13 protein-coding genes and 1 pseudogene are annotated in these 15724 nt (G+C 51.5%); 7 read left to right on the top strand and 7 right to left on the bottom strand.

Annotation, left to right across the window (positions count from 1 at the left end; all coding sequences use genetic code 11):
* The first annotated feature begins 12 nt into the window (after window positions 1-12).
* The 3 genes from ispD to EPA93_RS40760 all read left to right on the top strand — a co-directional run bounded on the left by ispD (window position 13) and on the right by EPA93_RS40760 (window position 1847).
* Window positions 13-750: a 2-C-methyl-D-erythritol 4-phosphate cytidylyltransferase gene (gene ispD, locus EPA93_RS40770; RefSeq protein ID WP_129893037.1), complete on the top strand. Its 738-nt coding sequence runs from the start codon at window positions 13-15 to the stop codon at window positions 748-750.
* Window positions 747-1223: a 2-C-methyl-D-erythritol 2,4-cyclodiphosphate synthase gene (gene ispF, locus EPA93_RS40765; RefSeq protein ID WP_129893036.1), complete on the top strand. Its 477-nt coding sequence runs from the start codon at window positions 747-749 to the stop codon at window positions 1221-1223. The genes ispD and ispF overlap by 4 nt, the downstream gene beginning before the upstream one ends.
* Before the next feature lie 66 nt (window positions 1224-1289).
* Window positions 1290-1847 (top strand): NADPH-dependent FMN reductase, encoded by a 558-nt coding sequence (locus EPA93_RS40760; RefSeq protein ID WP_129893035.1) that lies wholly within the window; start codon window positions 1290-1292, stop codon window positions 1845-1847.
* 37 nt (window positions 1848-1884) lie between these two features.
* Here EPA93_RS40760 and EPA93_RS40755 read toward each other — a convergent pair.
* A pseudogene (locus EPA93_RS40755) lies at window positions 1885-2109 on the bottom strand (ABC transporter ATP-binding protein); the annotation flags it as partial.
* 142 nt (window positions 2110-2251) lie between these two features.
* Between EPA93_RS40755 and tnpC the strand changes: the two are divergent.
* Window positions 2252-3760 carry an IS66 family transposase gene (gene tnpC / locus EPA93_RS40750; protein ID WP_129886188.1) on the top strand — a complete coding sequence of 503 codons (1509 nt, stop codon included), beginning with the start codon at window positions 2252-2254 and terminating at the stop codon, window positions 3758-3760.
* Window positions 3761-4092: 332 nt separating this feature from the next.
* Window positions 4093-4527, top strand: coding sequence for a GNAT family N-acetyltransferase (locus EPA93_RS40745; protein WP_129893034.1), 435 nt, complete (start codon window positions 4093-4095; stop codon window positions 4525-4527).
* A 426-nt stretch (window positions 4528-4953) separates the two neighbouring features.
* On the opposite strand, the gene EPA93_RS40740 is transcribed toward EPA93_RS40745, so the two are convergent.
* Both EPA93_RS40740 and EPA93_RS40735 read right to left on the bottom strand, forming a co-directional pair.
* Complete coding sequence (locus EPA93_RS40740; RefSeq protein WP_129893033.1) at window positions 4954-5850, bottom strand: class I SAM-dependent methyltransferase; 897 nt, start codon at window positions 5848-5850, stop codon at window positions 4954-4956.
* 70 nt (window positions 5851-5920) lie between these two features.
* On the bottom strand, window positions 5921-6970 hold the full coding sequence (locus EPA93_RS40735; RefSeq protein WP_129893032.1) for an ABC transporter substrate-binding protein: 1050 nt from the start codon (window positions 6968-6970) through the stop codon (window positions 5921-5923).
* An 83-nt stretch (window positions 6971-7053) separates the two neighbouring features.
* Between EPA93_RS40735 and EPA93_RS40730 the strand changes: the two genes are divergently transcribed.
* Window positions 7054-7737 carry a DUF4158 domain-containing protein gene (locus tag EPA93_RS40730; protein ID WP_129893031.1) on the top strand — a complete coding sequence of 228 codons (684 nt, stop codon included), beginning with the start codon at window positions 7054-7056 and terminating at the stop codon, window positions 7735-7737.
* A gap of 37 nt (window positions 7738-7774) precedes the next feature.
* Here the strand turns inward: EPA93_RS40730 and EPA93_RS40725 are convergent, their stop codons facing one another.
* From EPA93_RS40725 to EPA93_RS40710, 4 genes are all read right to left on the bottom strand, one after another.
* Entirely contained in the window at window positions 7775-9604 is a 1830-nt protein-coding gene (locus EPA93_RS40725; RefSeq protein WP_129893030.1) for an ABC transporter ATP-binding protein, read from the bottom strand.
* A 225-nt stretch (window positions 9605-9829) separates the two neighbouring features.
* On the bottom strand, window positions 9830-11101 hold the full coding sequence (locus EPA93_RS40720; RefSeq protein WP_129893029.1) for an NAD(P)/FAD-dependent oxidoreductase: 1272 nt from the start codon (window positions 11099-11101) through the stop codon (window positions 9830-9832).
* 160 nt (window positions 11102-11261) lie between these two features.
* Window positions 11262-12854 carry a GxGYxYP domain-containing protein gene (locus EPA93_RS40715; protein ID WP_129893028.1) on the bottom strand — a complete coding sequence of 531 codons (1593 nt, stop codon included), beginning with the start codon at window positions 12852-12854 and terminating at the stop codon, window positions 11262-11264.
* A 139-nt stretch (window positions 12855-12993) separates the two neighbouring features.
* Window positions 12994-13557, bottom strand: coding sequence for an HdeD family acid-resistance protein (locus tag EPA93_RS40710; protein ID WP_129893027.1), 564 nt, complete (start codon window positions 13555-13557; stop codon window positions 12994-12996).
* 513 nt (window positions 13558-14070) lie between these two features.
* Here EPA93_RS40710 and EPA93_RS40705 point away from each other — a divergent pair.
* Window positions 14071-15678, top strand: a complete 1608-nt coding sequence (locus EPA93_RS40705) for a class I adenylate-forming enzyme family protein (RefSeq protein WP_129893026.1) — start codon at window positions 14071-14073, stop codon at window positions 15676-15678.
* Window positions 15679-15724 lie beyond the last annotated feature (46 nt).

Raw genomic sequence — 15724 nt, 5'->3', positions numbered from 1 at the left:
TAAAAGGAAGGAATGAACTCGACATTCCCGACAAGCCGCATGCAAGATAAGTCAGCTGCCGTTATAGTCGCTGCCGGTGTCAGCCGTCGTATGAAAGGCCGTGATAAGCTCTGGACTCCATTGTCCGGGCGCATGGTTCTTTCACGCACCGTCAGTGTGTTTCAAGCCTCATCTTTAATAAATACTATTATTCTGGTTATCAGCGCTGAACGCCTCAGCGAGGCTATGGCCCTTTGTCGCAATGAGCGCTGGTACAAAGTCGCTGCTGTGGTGCCTGGGGGGATACACAGACAGGACTCGGTTCGTCATGGGCTCGATGCTCTAGCCGAGATCTCACCTACGTGCCGCTGGGTGACGATTCATGATGGCGCACGCCCATTTGTGACGCCGACGAATCTTGAGGATGGCCTGAAAGCGGCCATGGAACATCAAGCCGTTACTGCTGCAGTTCCCGTTAAGGATACGATCAAAGAGGTGCAACAGGGGATTATCGCCTCTACGCTCGAACGCACGCGCCTCTGGATGGTTCAAACGCCCCAGGTATTCTCTTTTCCCCTTATTTATCAAGCTCATCAGCTCATGCGCCAGTCCGGCCATGATCAGGAAGATATAACCGATGATGCTACCCTGCTTACTCGCCTGGGCCACCAGGTGAATATTTTTCTAGGTTCTTATACCAACATTAAAATTACTACGCAAGAAGATCTATTACTTGCTGAAGCATTGCTACAAGGATTTGCCGCACCATGACAATACGCGTTGGTTCTGGATACGACGTTCACGCTTTTACTACCAATCGCCCTCTAGTGCTGGGGGGCGTCACTATTCCGTTTGAGTATGGCCTGGCCGGCCATTCCGATGCCGATACTGTCATCCATGCTGTGGTTGATGCGTTGCTGGGCGCTGCCGCGCTGGGGGATATCGGGACGCATTTTCCTTCCCAGGATGAGCGCTGGAAGGATCAGCCAAGCACTGTCTTTCTTGACTATACGTATGATCTCTTACTGCAACACCAATGGGCCATTGGCAATATTGATGTGACGGTTGTTGCTGAAAGGCCTAAATTAGCCCCTTATGCTCTGGCTATGCGCACGCATCTAGCTGAGCATCTGCACCTTCCTCTAGAGCAAGTCAGCGTAAAAGGTAAAACTACCGATGGCCTTGGCTTTGCCGGGCGCCGCGAAGGTATTGCCTGCTACGCGGTAGCCCTCATCGAGCGTTAATTGTTATACCAGGTCATTTAAGCATAGACGCTCACTTATATATTATTGCAATGGGGGTTAGAAATCATGAAAACTATCCATATTGCTGGCATTGTAGGCAGTCTGCGCCAGAAATCTTATAATAAATGGGCCTTGCAGGCGGCAGCACACGAGTTGCCTGCAGGTGCTGAGTTGGAAATTATCTCTATCGCTGACTTGCCAATGTATAACCAGGACCTTGAGGAAGCCGGCGATCCTGCGGTTGTACAGGCATTTAAAGAGAAGCTCCGAGAGGCTGACGCGGTTTTAATTGCCACGCCCGAGTACAATTATTCGGTTCCTGGTGTGCTGAAAAACGCGCTGGATTGGGCCTCTCGCCCCACTGGCAAATCAGTGCTAACAGGCAAACCAGTGGCGATTATGGGCGCGTCGTATGGTCCTTATGGAACTGTGCGTGCCCAGATGAGCCTGCGCCAATCCCTGGGCTATATCAATGCGTTCTCGCTTAATAAGCCCGATGTCTTTATCACGTACGCCGACCAGAAATTTGCTGCTGATGGCGATCTGCGTGATGTGAAGACGCGCGAGCAGATCAGAGCGCTTCTTGAGGCCCTGGTAGAATGGACGCGCCTCCTGGCCCGCTAAGAAGAGCCATATGAGGAGACGCTTCTAGATCTCCTCATCAAGCTTCTTGTTCTCGGAACAGGGTGGTGTAGAGCTGCGAATATCTTCCCTGACGCGCAAGCAAGCTTTCATGCGTTCCTTGCTCAACGACTCTTCCTCGCTCCAACACGATGATCTTATCTGCATGCTCGATCGTGCTCAAGCGACGGGCAATGACAAGCGTTGTACGCCCCTTCATAAGGCGCGCGAAGGCTTCTTGCACCAGGCGTTCGTTCTCGCTATCCCAGGAAGGGCAGAAGTTTCCTTTTCACGATGCTCCTAGCTCCTGTCCTCCAGAGGGTAGACTAAGATTCAAGCGATTTTGGTAACTATTCAGATGGGCTAGGTAGTTGCGGAGAGAGCTGTCAATCTGCTAGAGTAGGCTTATGAACAAGGATGACGAGTTGGAGCAGCTGCGACAAGAGAATGACGCGCTACGACATACCAATCGCACCTTACATGAGTGTGTGCGGGAGTCCATCCAGGCCATTGGTTCGCTGCACAAGCAGATCAAGGAACTGGAAGGAGTGATTGCCTCCCAGCAAGAGCACATCAAAGCCTTGGAAGGGCAGGTGGCCAAAGATAGTCATAACAGCAGCCTCCCACCTTCTTCAGATCGCTTTGTTCGTGTTCCTAAGAGCTTGCGGCAGCCGAGTGGCAAGAAACCTGGAGGACAAAAAGGCCATCGAGGACATCATCTGCGCCAGGTCCAGACGCCTGATGAGATCCTCGTGCATCCAGTTCTTGCCTGTTCCCACTGTCACCGTGATCTCAGTGGCCTTCCAGCAGCTCTACCAGAACGACGCCAGGTGATTGACTTGCCCAGCCAACGGCTCTGGATCAAGGAGCATCGCGTGGAAGAAAAGCAATGCCCCGTATGTTATCACCTGACACGAGCGTCTTTTCCAGCGAGCGTGAAGGCTCCAACACAGTATGGAAGAGGCATCCAAACGCTCGCCACCTATTTGGTGCAAGGTCAGGCTCTGCCTTATGCTCGCGCTAGTCAACTCTTGCAGGAATTGCTGGGAGTCCAACTCTCGGCGGGCAGCATCGCTAGCTTTGTCAAAACCTGTTACCATCAGTTGGAGGAGGTCGAAACTCGTCTGAGAGCGGCTGTGGTCAAGGCCAAGGTACTCAATCAGGATGAAACCGGGATGCGGGTCGGCACAGAGGGCTGGTGGGTGCATGTCTGCTCGACGGCTCGGCTGACCTATTATGCGGCTCATCCGAGTCGGGGACGGGTGGCCCTTGATGCCATTGGCATCGCTCCACAGTTTCGTGGCACCAGTGTTCATGATGGGTTGCAGAGCTATCAGAGCTACTGCTTTACCCAAGCCTTATGCAATGTCCATCATCTGCGAGAGCTGACCTTTATCGAGGAAGAACTAGGACAAGTCTGGGCGAGAGCGATGAAAGAGCTGTTGCTCGACATGAAGGCTGAGGTGGAGCGAGCGAAAACACATGGTCAGCCACAATTGGATTTGCTCGTGCTCGCACGCTTGCTTTGTCGCTATGATGAGATCCTGGCAGAAGGCTATCTCGCTCATCCACCGCCGGGTCCACCCAAGAAGTCAGCACAGGGAAAACGACTCCCAGGACGAGCCAAACAAAGCCCGGCCCGTAACCTGCTGGATCGTTTCTCTCAGAGAAAGTGGGAGGTGCTTCGGTTCCTCCATGATTTTGCTGTGCCGTTTGACAACAACCAGGCCGAGCGCGACCTGCGCATGATCAAGGTGCAGCAAAAAGTCTCTGGCTGCTTCCGCACCGAGCTGGGAATTGCTATGTTCTGTCGCATTCGCAGTTACCTCTCCACGTTGCGAAAGCAAGGCATTGCACTGTTCTCTGCCTTCGATCACCTATTTTCAGGGACCCCTGTTCTTCCTGCTTTCTCCTGACCCACCTGAATAGTTACCGATTTTGTGCAGTAAAGCAATCTGCCAAAGGAATGGTATGAAATATTGGTTCTCCCGCACCTGGCGTGCTCGGCTAGCAGCCTCCGAAGAAACAGAGTGCAACACTTGTTGGCGCAATAACTGAAAACTGCCTCTCTGATCCAAATTGCTCTCTCCCGCCTTATGCTTGCTCGGTTAATCCCTCGCTTTCTCTGAGGCTTGGCCCTCAACACTCTCTAATGGAGAGTTGATGAAAGAGGTATTATTCATGTAAACTTACAGCACCATTTGGAAAGTTTAAGCCAGTATAAATATTTTAAGGAATTGAGATTGCTATGGAAGTATTCATCCGTGAAATTGAAAAAAAAGACTACCCTGTTGTTTTGTCTTTGTGGAATGATGAGATTGGCAATAAACGGGTGACTGCTCAAAACATAGCTCCGCATTATGACAGAGTTAAAAACGATGATAATTACAAAACATTTGTAGCTGTCGTTGATAATGATGTTGTTGGATTTGTTGCTTCCGTACAAGCTTATGCAGTAGGCTTTGAGGAAAAACAGATGCAAATTACTGGTATTGCAGTGAAAAGCGATATAAACAATAAAGGCATTGGAACAAAGTTGATTCAGTTTATCGAGAAATACGCACAGGATAAAGGCATAGTAAGTATTTACTTATGTTGTGGGGTACAACGTACAAATGCACATGCTTTTTATAAGCGTAATGGTTATGACAATCATTCATGGTGTTTTGGTAAGAAACTTTAATTTCCAACAATTAACAATTTTTGGTGAAAAAGCGTTGTTCCGAGTGATACACGCCCTTGTATATATTGGCCTCTGAGTATGAATGGATACTGTTGCTAAATTGTTTCTCGGTGCTCAACCTGAGCATATGAGTTCTGTCTCTTTCAGCTTAGCAAACGAATTTAGCAACAGTATCATTATCCGAACGAAAACAACGATAAGGCTGAAGGCTGGTCAACTCGCAGGAAAAATGACTGAACAGAATCATCATTTCGGTTTCTCAGATGGCGGCTAAAAGCCTAAAATAAGAAAACTCGAAACAAAATGTTTCAGAGAGCCAGATTATTCTTAGCGTTGTTTCTCGGTCGCTTAAAACCCAGAGGCCATTATACGCTCTTTGCCCTACCCAAGAAATGAGAGTGACCTGACGTAGGACCAACGTTGGTCCTACTCACCTAGCAGCGTTCTGCCAAGGACTAAATGCTCTTCTTGGAGAAACGCTTCATCAACGTGTTCTCTGTAATGTTCCTCTACCCACTGTGATAGGCGTGTGAGCGATGCCTCAAAGAGGTCATCGGATAGAGGCCATGTCCCTGCTCCCTGATACTGAACCACACTCTCAAAAAGGGCACGTGGGGTGACTTGCCGCTGCCATGTGAGAATCTCCCGCTGTTCTGTCTCAAAACCTTGTCCTTGCAACCATGTCGTCACCGACTGTTCCGCTGTTCCTACGAATGCGGTACTGCCTCCCAATTCCTCCACTATCCTACTCCACTCTCTCCTGATGTCTCCTGAGCCGGGTTTCCAGGCTTCTTGCCAATTCGCGTTCCAGCAGCGAATGAAGACGCCTCCTGGACGCGAGACGCGCATGATTTCCTTGAGTGCCTGGTGCCAATCTCTCACCACATGGAAGACGTGGGATGCAATGACGACATCAAATGAATCGTCATGGAAGGGGAGAGCCGTCATATCCGTCCGAACGAGCCTCATGCTGCCTTGCTTTTCCATATGGGTAAAGCGCTGCACTGGCGGATTCTGTGTCGCATCTTCATCAGGCTCCTTCCCCCACCTCTGCCCTTCTTCTTGCCAACCTGCACCACACAGCTTCTCTTTCAGTTGGCTCATCATCTTTTCTGAAATATCTATTCCGGTACACTGATGCTCCGCTTCTGCCAGTGGAAACGCAAAGCGCCCAGTACCTACACCCACTTCGAGAAAGCGTGTCTGTGTATTTCCGCCCACCGCCTGGTCAATGGCCGCAGTTATTGCGCTCGCAACCGTTGGCGGATACCCTCGTATAGCATCATACACCGGTGCTAGAGGATCAAATGAAATCGATGACATGCTCTTTGTTTCCTTTCTTTTGCTCTTGGGAGAGGTCCTGCTCTGAGGCTCAGAACACGACTACAGTTGTTTACTTTAATCCTTTCAGTGCGTTGTTCATCGTGTCCGCATCTACCAGATCGTTATAGCTCAGTTTCAAGGCGATCAGTCCTGCGTCAACATGGAATTGATCTGCGGTCTCAAATGCTTGTTGACTGATCTGTGGTGTCATCGGCATAGAAGGCAAGGTCGCGCTCCAAATTGTGTTGGTCGTGTTCGGATCGAGCTTAAGATACGTTGCCAGAAGAGCTCTGGCTTGATTCGGATTTTTGTGAATCCAGGTTTCTGCCTGCGCGAGGGCTCGGATGAAGGCTTGTATGGCTTTCGGTTTGGAAGTGATTACTTGCTGCTTGGCAAAGACAACGCCATAGAGCTGTCCTTGCATTGGGGGGACATCTCCGCGAACCGGGCTAATAAAGATGTCACCAATCCCTTTGGCCTGGACAACTTGTCCTGCTGGCACGGCAAAGGAGATTGCATCCACACGCCCTTGCGCGAGCGCTCCCAGCCCTGTTAAAGCGCTTGTAGATCCAAGAAACACTTTCGTCACATCTCTCTGATCGCTGAAGCCTTGCTGTTTCAACAGATAGGTCACCAGTGCATCCCCTGCGCTGTTGGGTGATGCAATACCGATTTTTCGCCCAACTAACGCCTTCACCTTCTCAGCAAGCGGACTCGCCGCGCTCAGATGCGTTTGCTCTTCAAACCGTTTGCTCACGACGATATCGAGCAAATAGTCATTGGCAAATGTCCCAACCATTCGGATGCCAGCATCAACTCGTGAAATCGTGAAAGCGTCGGTTGTGGATTCACCAGCAACCTCAATGCTTCCGGTTTCTATTGCATCAGCGACCTTTGGACCTGTGCCCAACACTGGCGGAATAGCAGGGTCGAGCGTCAGTCCCTGAGACGTGAAATAGGCTTTTTGCTGAGCAACATAAAAAGGGAAAAAACTAATGGAATTCGAGACGAAAGCCACCTTCAGGGTCATATTCCTGCTCTCAGTGGCTGGCGTCGTTGCGCAACTAGCGGCGAGGACACTACAGAGAAGCAGGGCCAGCAATGGTTTGCGAGAAAACATTATCTTTTCCTTCCTTCCAGATATGAGAGGGAGCCGACCAGAGAGACAATCTTGCTACTTGTTACTGCTCTTTCCAAGTTGCTATGACCTCAATTGAGCGAACTGCTTACTCCCGGTTCACCCGTGCGCCTTCGATCAAGGAGCTACAGATGCTCTATACTTCGACGCCAACCGATATCGCGTTTGTCGCCACCACCGTCCGTGGACCGGCCCAAAAATTCGGGTTGATGATCCTGCGGCAGCCGTCTACCAGCGACTGGGGTATTTTCCCAAGCCAGAAACCATCCCTGGGGCCATTATCAGTCATATTCGTGCCGTTCTCAAACTTGATGCTGATGTACTCCGATATTGCCTCCAATCATGCCCTCTATTGCTACCGCGCCCAAATTCGTAAGCACCCGGAAATTATCAGTGATGGAAAACAGATCCGGCACGTTGCCGCTTCTGCCATGCGCCAAGCCGCTCAAAGTATGCAAAGCCCGGCGGATCTCATTAGCGCTGCGGTAGAGGTTTTGGTGAAAGAACAGTGCGAGCTGCCTGCCTTTAGCACCTTAGAACGCCTGGCGCGACGGATTCGCACGCTGGTTCATCGGGAAATCTACCGCAGCATTGCCAGCCGGTTGACCGATTCGCAGGCTGCGTCTCTACTCCGCGTGTTGGAGGCTGATCCCCCCACTGGTCTGACCGCCTTCCATCGGATCAAGGAAGTCCCCAAGAGTGCCACGCTTACCCATCTGGTAGAATGGATCCGTCTCCTGGCCCGCTAAGAAGAGCCATATGAGGAGACGCTTCTAGATCTCCTCATCAAGCTTCTTGTTCTCGGAACAGGGTGGTGTAGAGCTGCGAATATCTTCCCTGACGCGCAAGCAAGCTTTCATGCGTTCCTTGCTCAATAACTCTTCCTCGCTCCAACACGATGATCTTATCTGCATGCTCGATCGTGCTCAAGCGATGGGCAATGACAAGCGTTGTACGCCCCTTCATAAGGCGCGCGAAGGCTTCTTGCACCAAGCGTTCGTTCTCGCTATCCAATGAACTTGTTGCCTCATCAAGAATAAGGAGCCGAGGATTGCGCAAGAGCGCCCTGGCGATAGCGATGCGCTGCCTTTGACCAACTGAGAGCTTCACGCCGCGCTCGCCGACCGGGGTGTCGTAGCCCTGCGGCAACTGCTCAATAAAGTGGTGCGCATTTGCGGCTAGCGCCATGGCCTGGACCTCCTCCAAGCTAGCCTCCGGCTCCCCATAGGCAATATTTTCACGCACTGTCGTACTAAAGAGGACTGGCTCTTGCAGGACGATCCCGATCTGCCTGCGCACACTCTCCATCTGGACCCGGCTGATATCGTGACCATCTATAGAAATCTTGCCTTCTTGAATATCAAAAAAGCGCAGTAGCAGGTTTGCGATGGTTGTTTTTCCTGCACCGCTTGGTCCAACCAGAGCTACCATCTGCCCTGGCTCTACCTCCAAAGAGACGTCACAGAGTACTGGCTTTTGCCCATCATAGCTGAAATGCACATGGGAAAAACAGATCTGTCCTTCTATACGTGGTAGAGAGGGAGCATTGGGAATATCTTTGATATCCGGCTCCTGATCCAGAAGCGCAAAAATACGCTCGGCGGCTCCCAGAGCCATCTGTAGCCGACTGTACAGATTGCTGGCCGAGGCAAACGGTTGGGAGAGCAGAAAGAGCAGGATCAAGGTCATCACTAGATCACCGATGGTCAGGTTGCCAGCGATGACCGCATTGCCGACAAACCACAGAAAGCAGCCGATTCCCCCGAAACCCAGCAGGATAGATAAGGTATTGGCCAGGCCAATCACCCAGGCACGCCTTCTGGCAATATTGACTTGGAGCCCTGCCAATCCCTCATAATGACGGCACTCATCGGCCTCTCGCGAGAAGGCTTTGACAATCTTTTGATTGCTGATCGTCTCTTCCAGAACGTTGATCGTTTCGCCAAGAGCTTCTTGCTGCTGTTTCATCAGAGGTCGCAGAATCAGGCCGGAGATGAGGAAAGGGAGCGTGAGGAGAAGCAGGAGCAGAAGGACCCACATAGTTGTGGGATTCCAGAGGGAGAATACATGCGCTTTCGGCAGGGTGAGATGGAGTTGGCTGAGCCGGCCAAGCAAACTTTCCGGCCCGGCTAGAATAACGGTGATCCCAATGAGCAGGAGGAAGAGGCTCGAAACAAAATTCATTAGTGTGGTGGTGGCTGCTTCACGCACAAGCATAACGTCATTTGTCAAGCGGCTAAGCAAGTCCCCAGTGGGGTGATCCTGAAAAAAGCTTAGAGAGAGGCGTTGCAGGTGCCTATACAACTGAATACGCAGATCGACGACTATGCGCTCGCCAATGATGGTATTGCAGTACTGCTGCCAGAAACTCAGGAGCGCTTGGGCGACTATCAGGCCTGATAGGAAGATCGCGGTAGGCACCAAAGATGCAAATTGTCGTCCGACGATTATAGTATCAATCAGGCTCCCTACCAGGGCCGGATACTGGAGCAGAACAGCGCTGACGAGGGCAGTTGCCAGCAGAGCACTGAGCAGCTGCATCCAGTATGGCCTGACAAAAACAAGCAGGCGTGTAATCTGAAACGCTGATGAAGCTTCTCGCTTGTATTGATGCATAACTCCTTCACCTGAACAGAAACTCGCTCAACTTACTCAGCAAGCGATGCATTCTGCCCTTTTTCCTCACATATTTTCTTATAATACGCAAAAAACGGCGATCAGGTTAAATATTAGCCTTTAGGAGCAGTGCAAATGAAAAGAGAGCAGAAGCTTCCTTTTCACGATGCTCTTAGCTCCTGCTCTCCAGAGGATATAAGGCCCCAATAGCTGTAGTATTGTTAGCTATGTAGGCATGGGTACAAGCGAAGGACGCTTGAGGCTAAAAGGGGCCAGGGCAGAGGGTAGCTTTCCACTAGTTGCCGCCTCGGCAAGCAACTGGCCAAAACGTATGCCAAAGGGCATGCCATGGCCATTGAAGCCGCCGGCAAACCAGGCTCTTTCGCTCGCCGGAACTCGATCAGCAACAGGCAAATAATCTGACGTAAAGGCCATCAAGCCAGCCCAGCGCTGGGCAACCTGTAAGCCAGTCAGAGCAGGGAAAAGCTGGGGCAGGACCTTTTCTAAGGCAGTCTGCACTTCATCGGTTGGCTGCTGTTCGCGCACTCCTACATCACCACCCTGAGCGAAAGCGCGACACCCGCCCAGCACGATTGAACCATCCATGGTCTGCTGCCAGTACTCGCCGGTAGGGGTTACTGAGGCTCCTACCCCAGGCACAAATAAGGGCGCAACGGGAGCATAAGCCAGCGCCTGCCCACGTACTGGTGTAATCAGGCCAGCTAAGTCGGGCACGATCTGGTCAGTCCAGGCATTGGCGGCCACAACTACGGCTCCAGCGCTCACAGTACCCAGGGAGGTATGAATTGCCAGACCGGAACCTTCGGGAAGCAGGCGCTGCACTGTAGCAACGCTTGTGCGAGCTCCATAGCGCCTGGCCGCGCTCACTATCCCCTGCACCAAACGAGCGGAGTGAACAAGTCCAGCGTCAGGGAAAAATATGCCACCAACTATCTGCTCACTCAGAGGAGTTAGTATCAGATCCTGCACACGTTCACGTTTGATTACCTGGACCTCACATCCATCAGCCCGTAGAGCCGTCGCGGTTTGTTCCATCTCGCCAAGCTGGCGCTCACTTAAGGCCAGCACAAGATTACCCGGTTCGCGATATTCGCAGGCAATCTCTTCTTCGGCGAGTACTTGCTTCAGCAGTCTCTTATTCTCCAGAGTCAGCGCTAAGATGGAGCGTGCCACCTCCTGGCCCAGACGCTTGATCAATGCTGGATGCGCCTCGGCAGAGCCGAAAGTCACAAAGCCACCATTGCGCCCTGTTGCGCCATAGGCTGCCCATGAGCGCTCTAACAGGGTTACCTCTATGCCGGCCCTGGCCAACCAGTAACAGGTTGCGGCACCTACGATTCCGCCCCCGATTACCGCAACGTCGGTTCGGGATGGCGGATCTGTGAATTGCTCTTTTTGAGCCTCGCTAGTTTTCTGCCAGTACGATACAGAGTCATGGAGCTCATGTGCTGCGCCTCTCTGACGATCTGCTTGCATAGCTTGCTCTTCATCCTTCCTGAAATAGACAAGTTTTTATACTACGCTCATCGCATCCATCTACTTAAATATTACAGCATTTCCATTAGCGACAGAGAGATCGGGATCTCATGGCGCCTCTATCTGCAGCCAGTAAACCTATCCTGGCCTACTAAGAAGCTCATTGTTGCGCAATCAACAGAGCCAATAGCTCTGCCGGCAAAACAACTTCATAGCCATCTCCAAGCCGCTCTACTATCTGCAAAAGATCGGAGGGAGTAATCGACCAGGCCAGCATATACACATGCAAGAAAAGGGGACGCTGTGGATATCTCTTTGCGGCCCGTTGAATCAACTTCAGAGTACCATTGATGCTGCCCGCCAGACCAAGATTATGATAAAGTGGAATATCCTTCACACGTTTCCACTGTATATTACGTCGCCCGGCTCCGCTGAAGATACCACGCAGTCCAAAGGGTTCCAACTCTGTAACAAAGCGCTGATGCCGCCCAATATCTCTAAAGCGCATACCATTCAAGCTCAACCGTGAAAGGAGAGGCAAACCCGCACTCTGCCAGAAATCTGTATCCAGCACCTCCAAAGAGGTCATCCCCATGGCTTGCATAGCGCTTCCAGTGTGCTGCAAAAAGAGCTTTAAGTGTTCGGCCGGCCAATAGGAAGGGAACATATATCCGGCCCCACTTGGCCCGGCAATCAACTCATCTTGAGAAGTTGCGGACTCAAGATAGTACGCAGCAAGCATAGGCGTTGCCTGCCCAATAAGCGGCGAGAGCGTCCAGCCAATGGGCAACTTGCCACGCGCCTGGTCCTGCCAGAGCCGCCGTAGCCGATGCTGACAATACTGGAGATTATCGCCATCGCTGATCGTGAAGGCAACATAGACTTTATCAGCGCTGGGCTGCACTTCTCGCTGGCTTATTTGATGCTGATAGCGCGCTTGCGGTCGCATGGCAGTCCAGGTCTCCAGATTGGTAAAGTGGTCGCTTGCAAGAACAAGCATTGCCGCGCGTGAGGTCAATTTCACGCCGCTACTCTCATCTCTAAACCAGCCTAGATGGGCAGCGCCGGGCTTGAACGCGGCAATAATACGCTGCAGCAAAGCTCGCTCAGAGATCCAGCCGGCGCGGGGATCAGGCCAGCGCTGGCGTGAATCGAGCCAGTAAATAAATGTGCGCGTGGCCACTAGAAACGCACGTAGCCCGCTTACATTCGCTGGATCAAGGCCAGCAAGCAGGCGGGAGGAAGTTCTTGGCAACAAATTTTCCAGAGCCCAACAATAGGCCTGCCCCCGACTACGCCAATGGTGATCTCGCAGATCTGTCAGCACAGGCAAAGCATGCTCAATCTGCAAAGCCCGTGCCAGGTGAGGAGAGGCAACCAGGCCATCCTGCAGCCCGGCCAGCATAGTAGCTACGTTGACAGTATCACGCAATGCAGGATCATAAATGATCAAACCACGCACACTCTCGGCTGAAGAGCCAAGGAGAGCAGCGAGTATCTCTTCATTGCGAGCAGAAGAAATGTCGTGCGGCACGTCCCCAAACGCTTGCCGCAGCCAGAATATATCATCCTCATTGGAGATCAAATAGACTGAAGGACGCTGCCGATTGAGCAATCCGGTTAGCGTGGTTACCGCAAGCTGTATATCATAAGGCGCACCACGTATATCATAGGCAACCAAATGCCTGGGTTCCTGAAAAGCCGGCAGTATTCTATCAGCAGACCAATCGAGGAACCCGTCTTCATTAGCCATCAGATTCTTACTCTTGCCTGCCTTTCCATTCTTGATGAGCTGCTGCTATACAACAGTATCTTATCACTTTCAGGCAGAAAAATGGCAGGCAGAGAGTAAGCACAATAGAGAGCTGTCAGCCTCAAGCACGCTATAACGCTCATGTATAGCTTCGAGCGCTCATCAAAGACCTGAGCGCAAAGGCATAGACAAGCATCACTATACCAAAGAGAATGGCATAGGCACCTATTATCCAGATCACGGCCAGTATAAACGCTTTGGGCTCGATAAATAGAATCAAGCCGAAGATGATGGAGAGGATACCGCCCAATGCTAGCAACCATTCACCACTTATCACCTTGCGCAGCCAGATAGCTGCCACAATTTCTAGCACTCCGGTCACAATTCCCCAGATGGCCATAAGCGTAAGCAGAACCAAAGCCGAATACGCCGGCCAAGCAAAAACTAAGATACCAACCACAATGCCCACCAGGCCCTCTAGCAACGTGACCCACCAGCGTGGGTACATCTGCCGCTCTTCAATAGCTGCAGCAACCGTAAAGATGCCATCAAGCAGAGAAAAAGCCCCAAAGAGCAGCACCAGTACGGTTAAGGTCAACCCGGGCCAGATGAAAGCAAGGATGCCAAAGATTATAGCAATGATTCCACGTATGAGTAGTTGCCACCAGCGGCGGCTGGCCAGTGTTCTCGTCGGCGACAGCATAAGCCAACTCTTCCTTTCCCACGAATTGATGTACCTACAATACATGGCCTACTTTCTACCTTAACACGTGATATTAATTGGAAAAGTTTACATATGTAGTAGCTCATCTGCTTATTAATTGGCTGCGGCTTTGTATAGTTGTCTCATTGAAATCAGAACATGCGCTCTTGCCTCAAGCAACTTGCACATATTTAAGCAGATATCTGCCTCGCCCTCATGGCTATTCATTGTCCCGTTTTGGCCCACTCAACCGTCTCAAGAGAAGAGGGTGCGAGGGTACTCCGCTAGATCGCGGCGTGCCCCGCGCTGGGCAAGTGGGTTTGCAGCCGCCTTGACCCCGCTTCTCGCGGGAAGTAAATAGCCGTGCTCGTCCTGGATTATACTTGACCTCGCACTAGAACTAGAGTATGCTACCTAACATAGGACCATTTGATATATCCCACACCATCCTACGCACCTTCTGTAGTCTCCTAACAACTTTCTTCTAAGTTGTAGCAGAAAGGATATTGATCTATGCTAGAAAAAATGGTCGCACCTGAGCTATTCCGTCCACCCTTGGATCTCCCTGACGCTTCTTATGATCATCTTCTACGCACAGCGGCTAAGCACAATCCCGATCGCATAGCTATCATTTATCATAACCTCCGCTTTACCTATCGAGAGGTTGTGTCTATGGTCAACAGTATCGCTAACGGCCTGCACGATTTGGGGCTTCAAAAAGGGGATCGTCTCTGCCTATTTATGGCAAATCGCCCTGAATATATCATCACTTTTATAGCTGCTGCCTCGCTTGGGATTGTTATCACTCCCATGAACCCCACCTACAAAGAGCGCGAAATCGCTTATCAGTTGGAAAACTCCGAAGCAGATGCGCTACTAGTACAACGAGAACTGGCACCTCTGATCCAGCTTGTAAAAAGATCTAAAGCTTTGCCCCATCTAAAACACATCCTGGTCACTGGGGCAAGTAGCGTAGAAAGTTTGCCCGAAGCCCTTCCTTACGCCAATCTCTTACGCCAATCTTCACCTCGTTATATTCAGCATACGCAAGTTGGCAGCGATGATCTGCTTGCCTTACCTTACTCTTCAGGAACCACCGGACTGCCAAAGGGAACCATGCTTACTCATCGCAATCTCATAGCGAATCACCTACAATTCCTCTCGGCATGGGGCATAGATGCCACAGAGATTGCCTTGATCTTCTTGCCCGTCTATCATATCTATGGGGCAATGCTCACGGGTAGTATGCTGGCGGCAGGCGGCAGGCAGGTCTTGATGGAGCGCTTCGACTTACAGCAATCCTTGGAACTCTGCGAGAGACATAGCGTAACGCTCTACTTCGGCGTTCCTCCCATCATCCTGGCGCTCGCCAATGCTCCAGTCGATCTCAGCAAGATGAAGAGTGTAAAATATATCCTCTCAGGAGCCGCCCCACTGGCCCCCGAGCCGGCGCGCAAGCTCGCCACGCAGACGGGTATCAATGTTATCCAGGGATATGGCATGACCGAGGCCTCGCCACTCACCCATGCCCAGCCAGCCGACCCGGCCCTCTTCCGCCTGGAAACTGTGGGATTACCTGTACATAACACTGAGCAGAAAATCGTCGCGCTTGAAGATGAGCGCGAGCTGCCAGCTGGTGAAGTAGGCGAGATTATTCTGCGTGGTCCGCAGATTATGCAGGGCTATTGGAAGGCTCCCGAAGAAACTGCGCGCGTCTTACGCGATGGCTGGTTCTCTACAGGAGACATTGGCTACATTGATGATGAAGGTTATCTGCACGTCGTGGATCGCAAGAAAGAAATGATTAAGCACAAAGGCTTTAGCGTCGCGCCTGCTGAGCTGGAAGCCTTGCTGCTAGAACATCCAGCCGTCATCGATGCCGCCGCGATCGGCGTGGCTGACGATGAGGCAGGTGAATTGATCAAGGGCTTCGTCGTTCTACGCCCCGGCCAGACAATCACTCCTGATGAATTGCTTGCATATTGTAACGGAAAGCTTGCAGGCTATAAGAAATTTCAGCTTATTGAGATTATTGGTACCATCCCCAAAAACGCCTCGGGCAAGATTCTGCGCCGCGAACTAAAGGAACGCGAACTAGCTCGTCGGCAACAGTTATCCTGAAGCCAAAGGACATAGCAAAGGGGCAGCGCTATCTGTCCTGCCCCTT

Origin of the sequence: Ktedonosporobacter rubrisoli (assembly GCF_004208415.1) — a bacterium.
In the GTDB taxonomy this organism is placed as follows: Bacteria; Chloroflexota; Ktedonobacteria; order Ktedonobacterales; family Ktedonobacteraceae; genus Ktedonosporobacter; species Ktedonosporobacter rubrisoli.
This window is presented reverse-complemented; position numbering and strand designations above follow the sequence as displayed.

Bases quoted from the DNA above. Each gene is read 5' to 3' on its own strand.
- ispD (WP_129893037.1), top strand. From the start codon at position 13: ATGAACTCGACATTCCCGACAAGCCGCATGCAAGATAAGTCAGCTGCC.
- ispF (WP_129893036.1), top strand. From the start codon at position 747: ATGACAATACGCGTTGGTTCTGGATACGACGTTCACGCTTTTACTACC.
- EPA93_RS40760 (WP_129893035.1), top strand. From the start codon at position 1,290: ATGAAAACTATCCATATTGCTGGCATTGTAGGCAGTCTGCGCCAGAAA.
- tnpC (WP_129886188.1), top strand. From the start codon at position 2,252: ATGAACAAGGATGACGAGTTGGAGCAGCTGCGACAAGAGAATGACGCG.
- EPA93_RS40745 (WP_129893034.1), top strand. From the start codon at position 4,093: ATGGAAGTATTCATCCGTGAAATTGAAAAAAAAGACTACCCTGTTGTT.
- EPA93_RS40740 (WP_129893033.1), bottom strand. From the start codon at position 5,850: ATGTCATCGATTTCATTTGATCCTCTAGCACCGGTGTATGATGCTATA.
- EPA93_RS40735 (WP_129893032.1), bottom strand. From the start codon at position 6,970: ATGTTTTCTCGCAAACCATTGCTGGCCCTGCTTCTCTGTAGTGTCCTC.
- EPA93_RS40730 (WP_129893031.1), top strand. From the start codon at position 7,054: ATGACCTCAATTGAGCGAACTGCTTACTCCCGGTTCACCCGTGCGCCT.
- EPA93_RS40725 (WP_129893030.1), bottom strand. From the start codon at position 9,604: ATGCATCAATACAAGCGAGAAGCTTCATCAGCGTTTCAGATTACACGC.
- EPA93_RS40720 (WP_129893029.1), bottom strand. From the start codon at position 11,101: ATGCAAGCAGATCGTCAGAGAGGCGCAGCACATGAGCTCCATGACTCT.
- EPA93_RS40715 (WP_129893028.1), bottom strand. From the start codon at position 12,854: ATGGCTAATGAAGACGGGTTCCTCGATTGGTCTGCTGATAGAATACTG.
- EPA93_RS40710 (WP_129893027.1), bottom strand. From the start codon at position 13,557: ATGCTGTCGCCGACGAGAACACTGGCCAGCCGCCGCTGGTGGCAACTA.
- EPA93_RS40705 (WP_129893026.1), top strand. From the start codon at position 14,071: ATGCTAGAAAAAATGGTCGCACCTGAGCTATTCCGTCCACCCTTGGAT.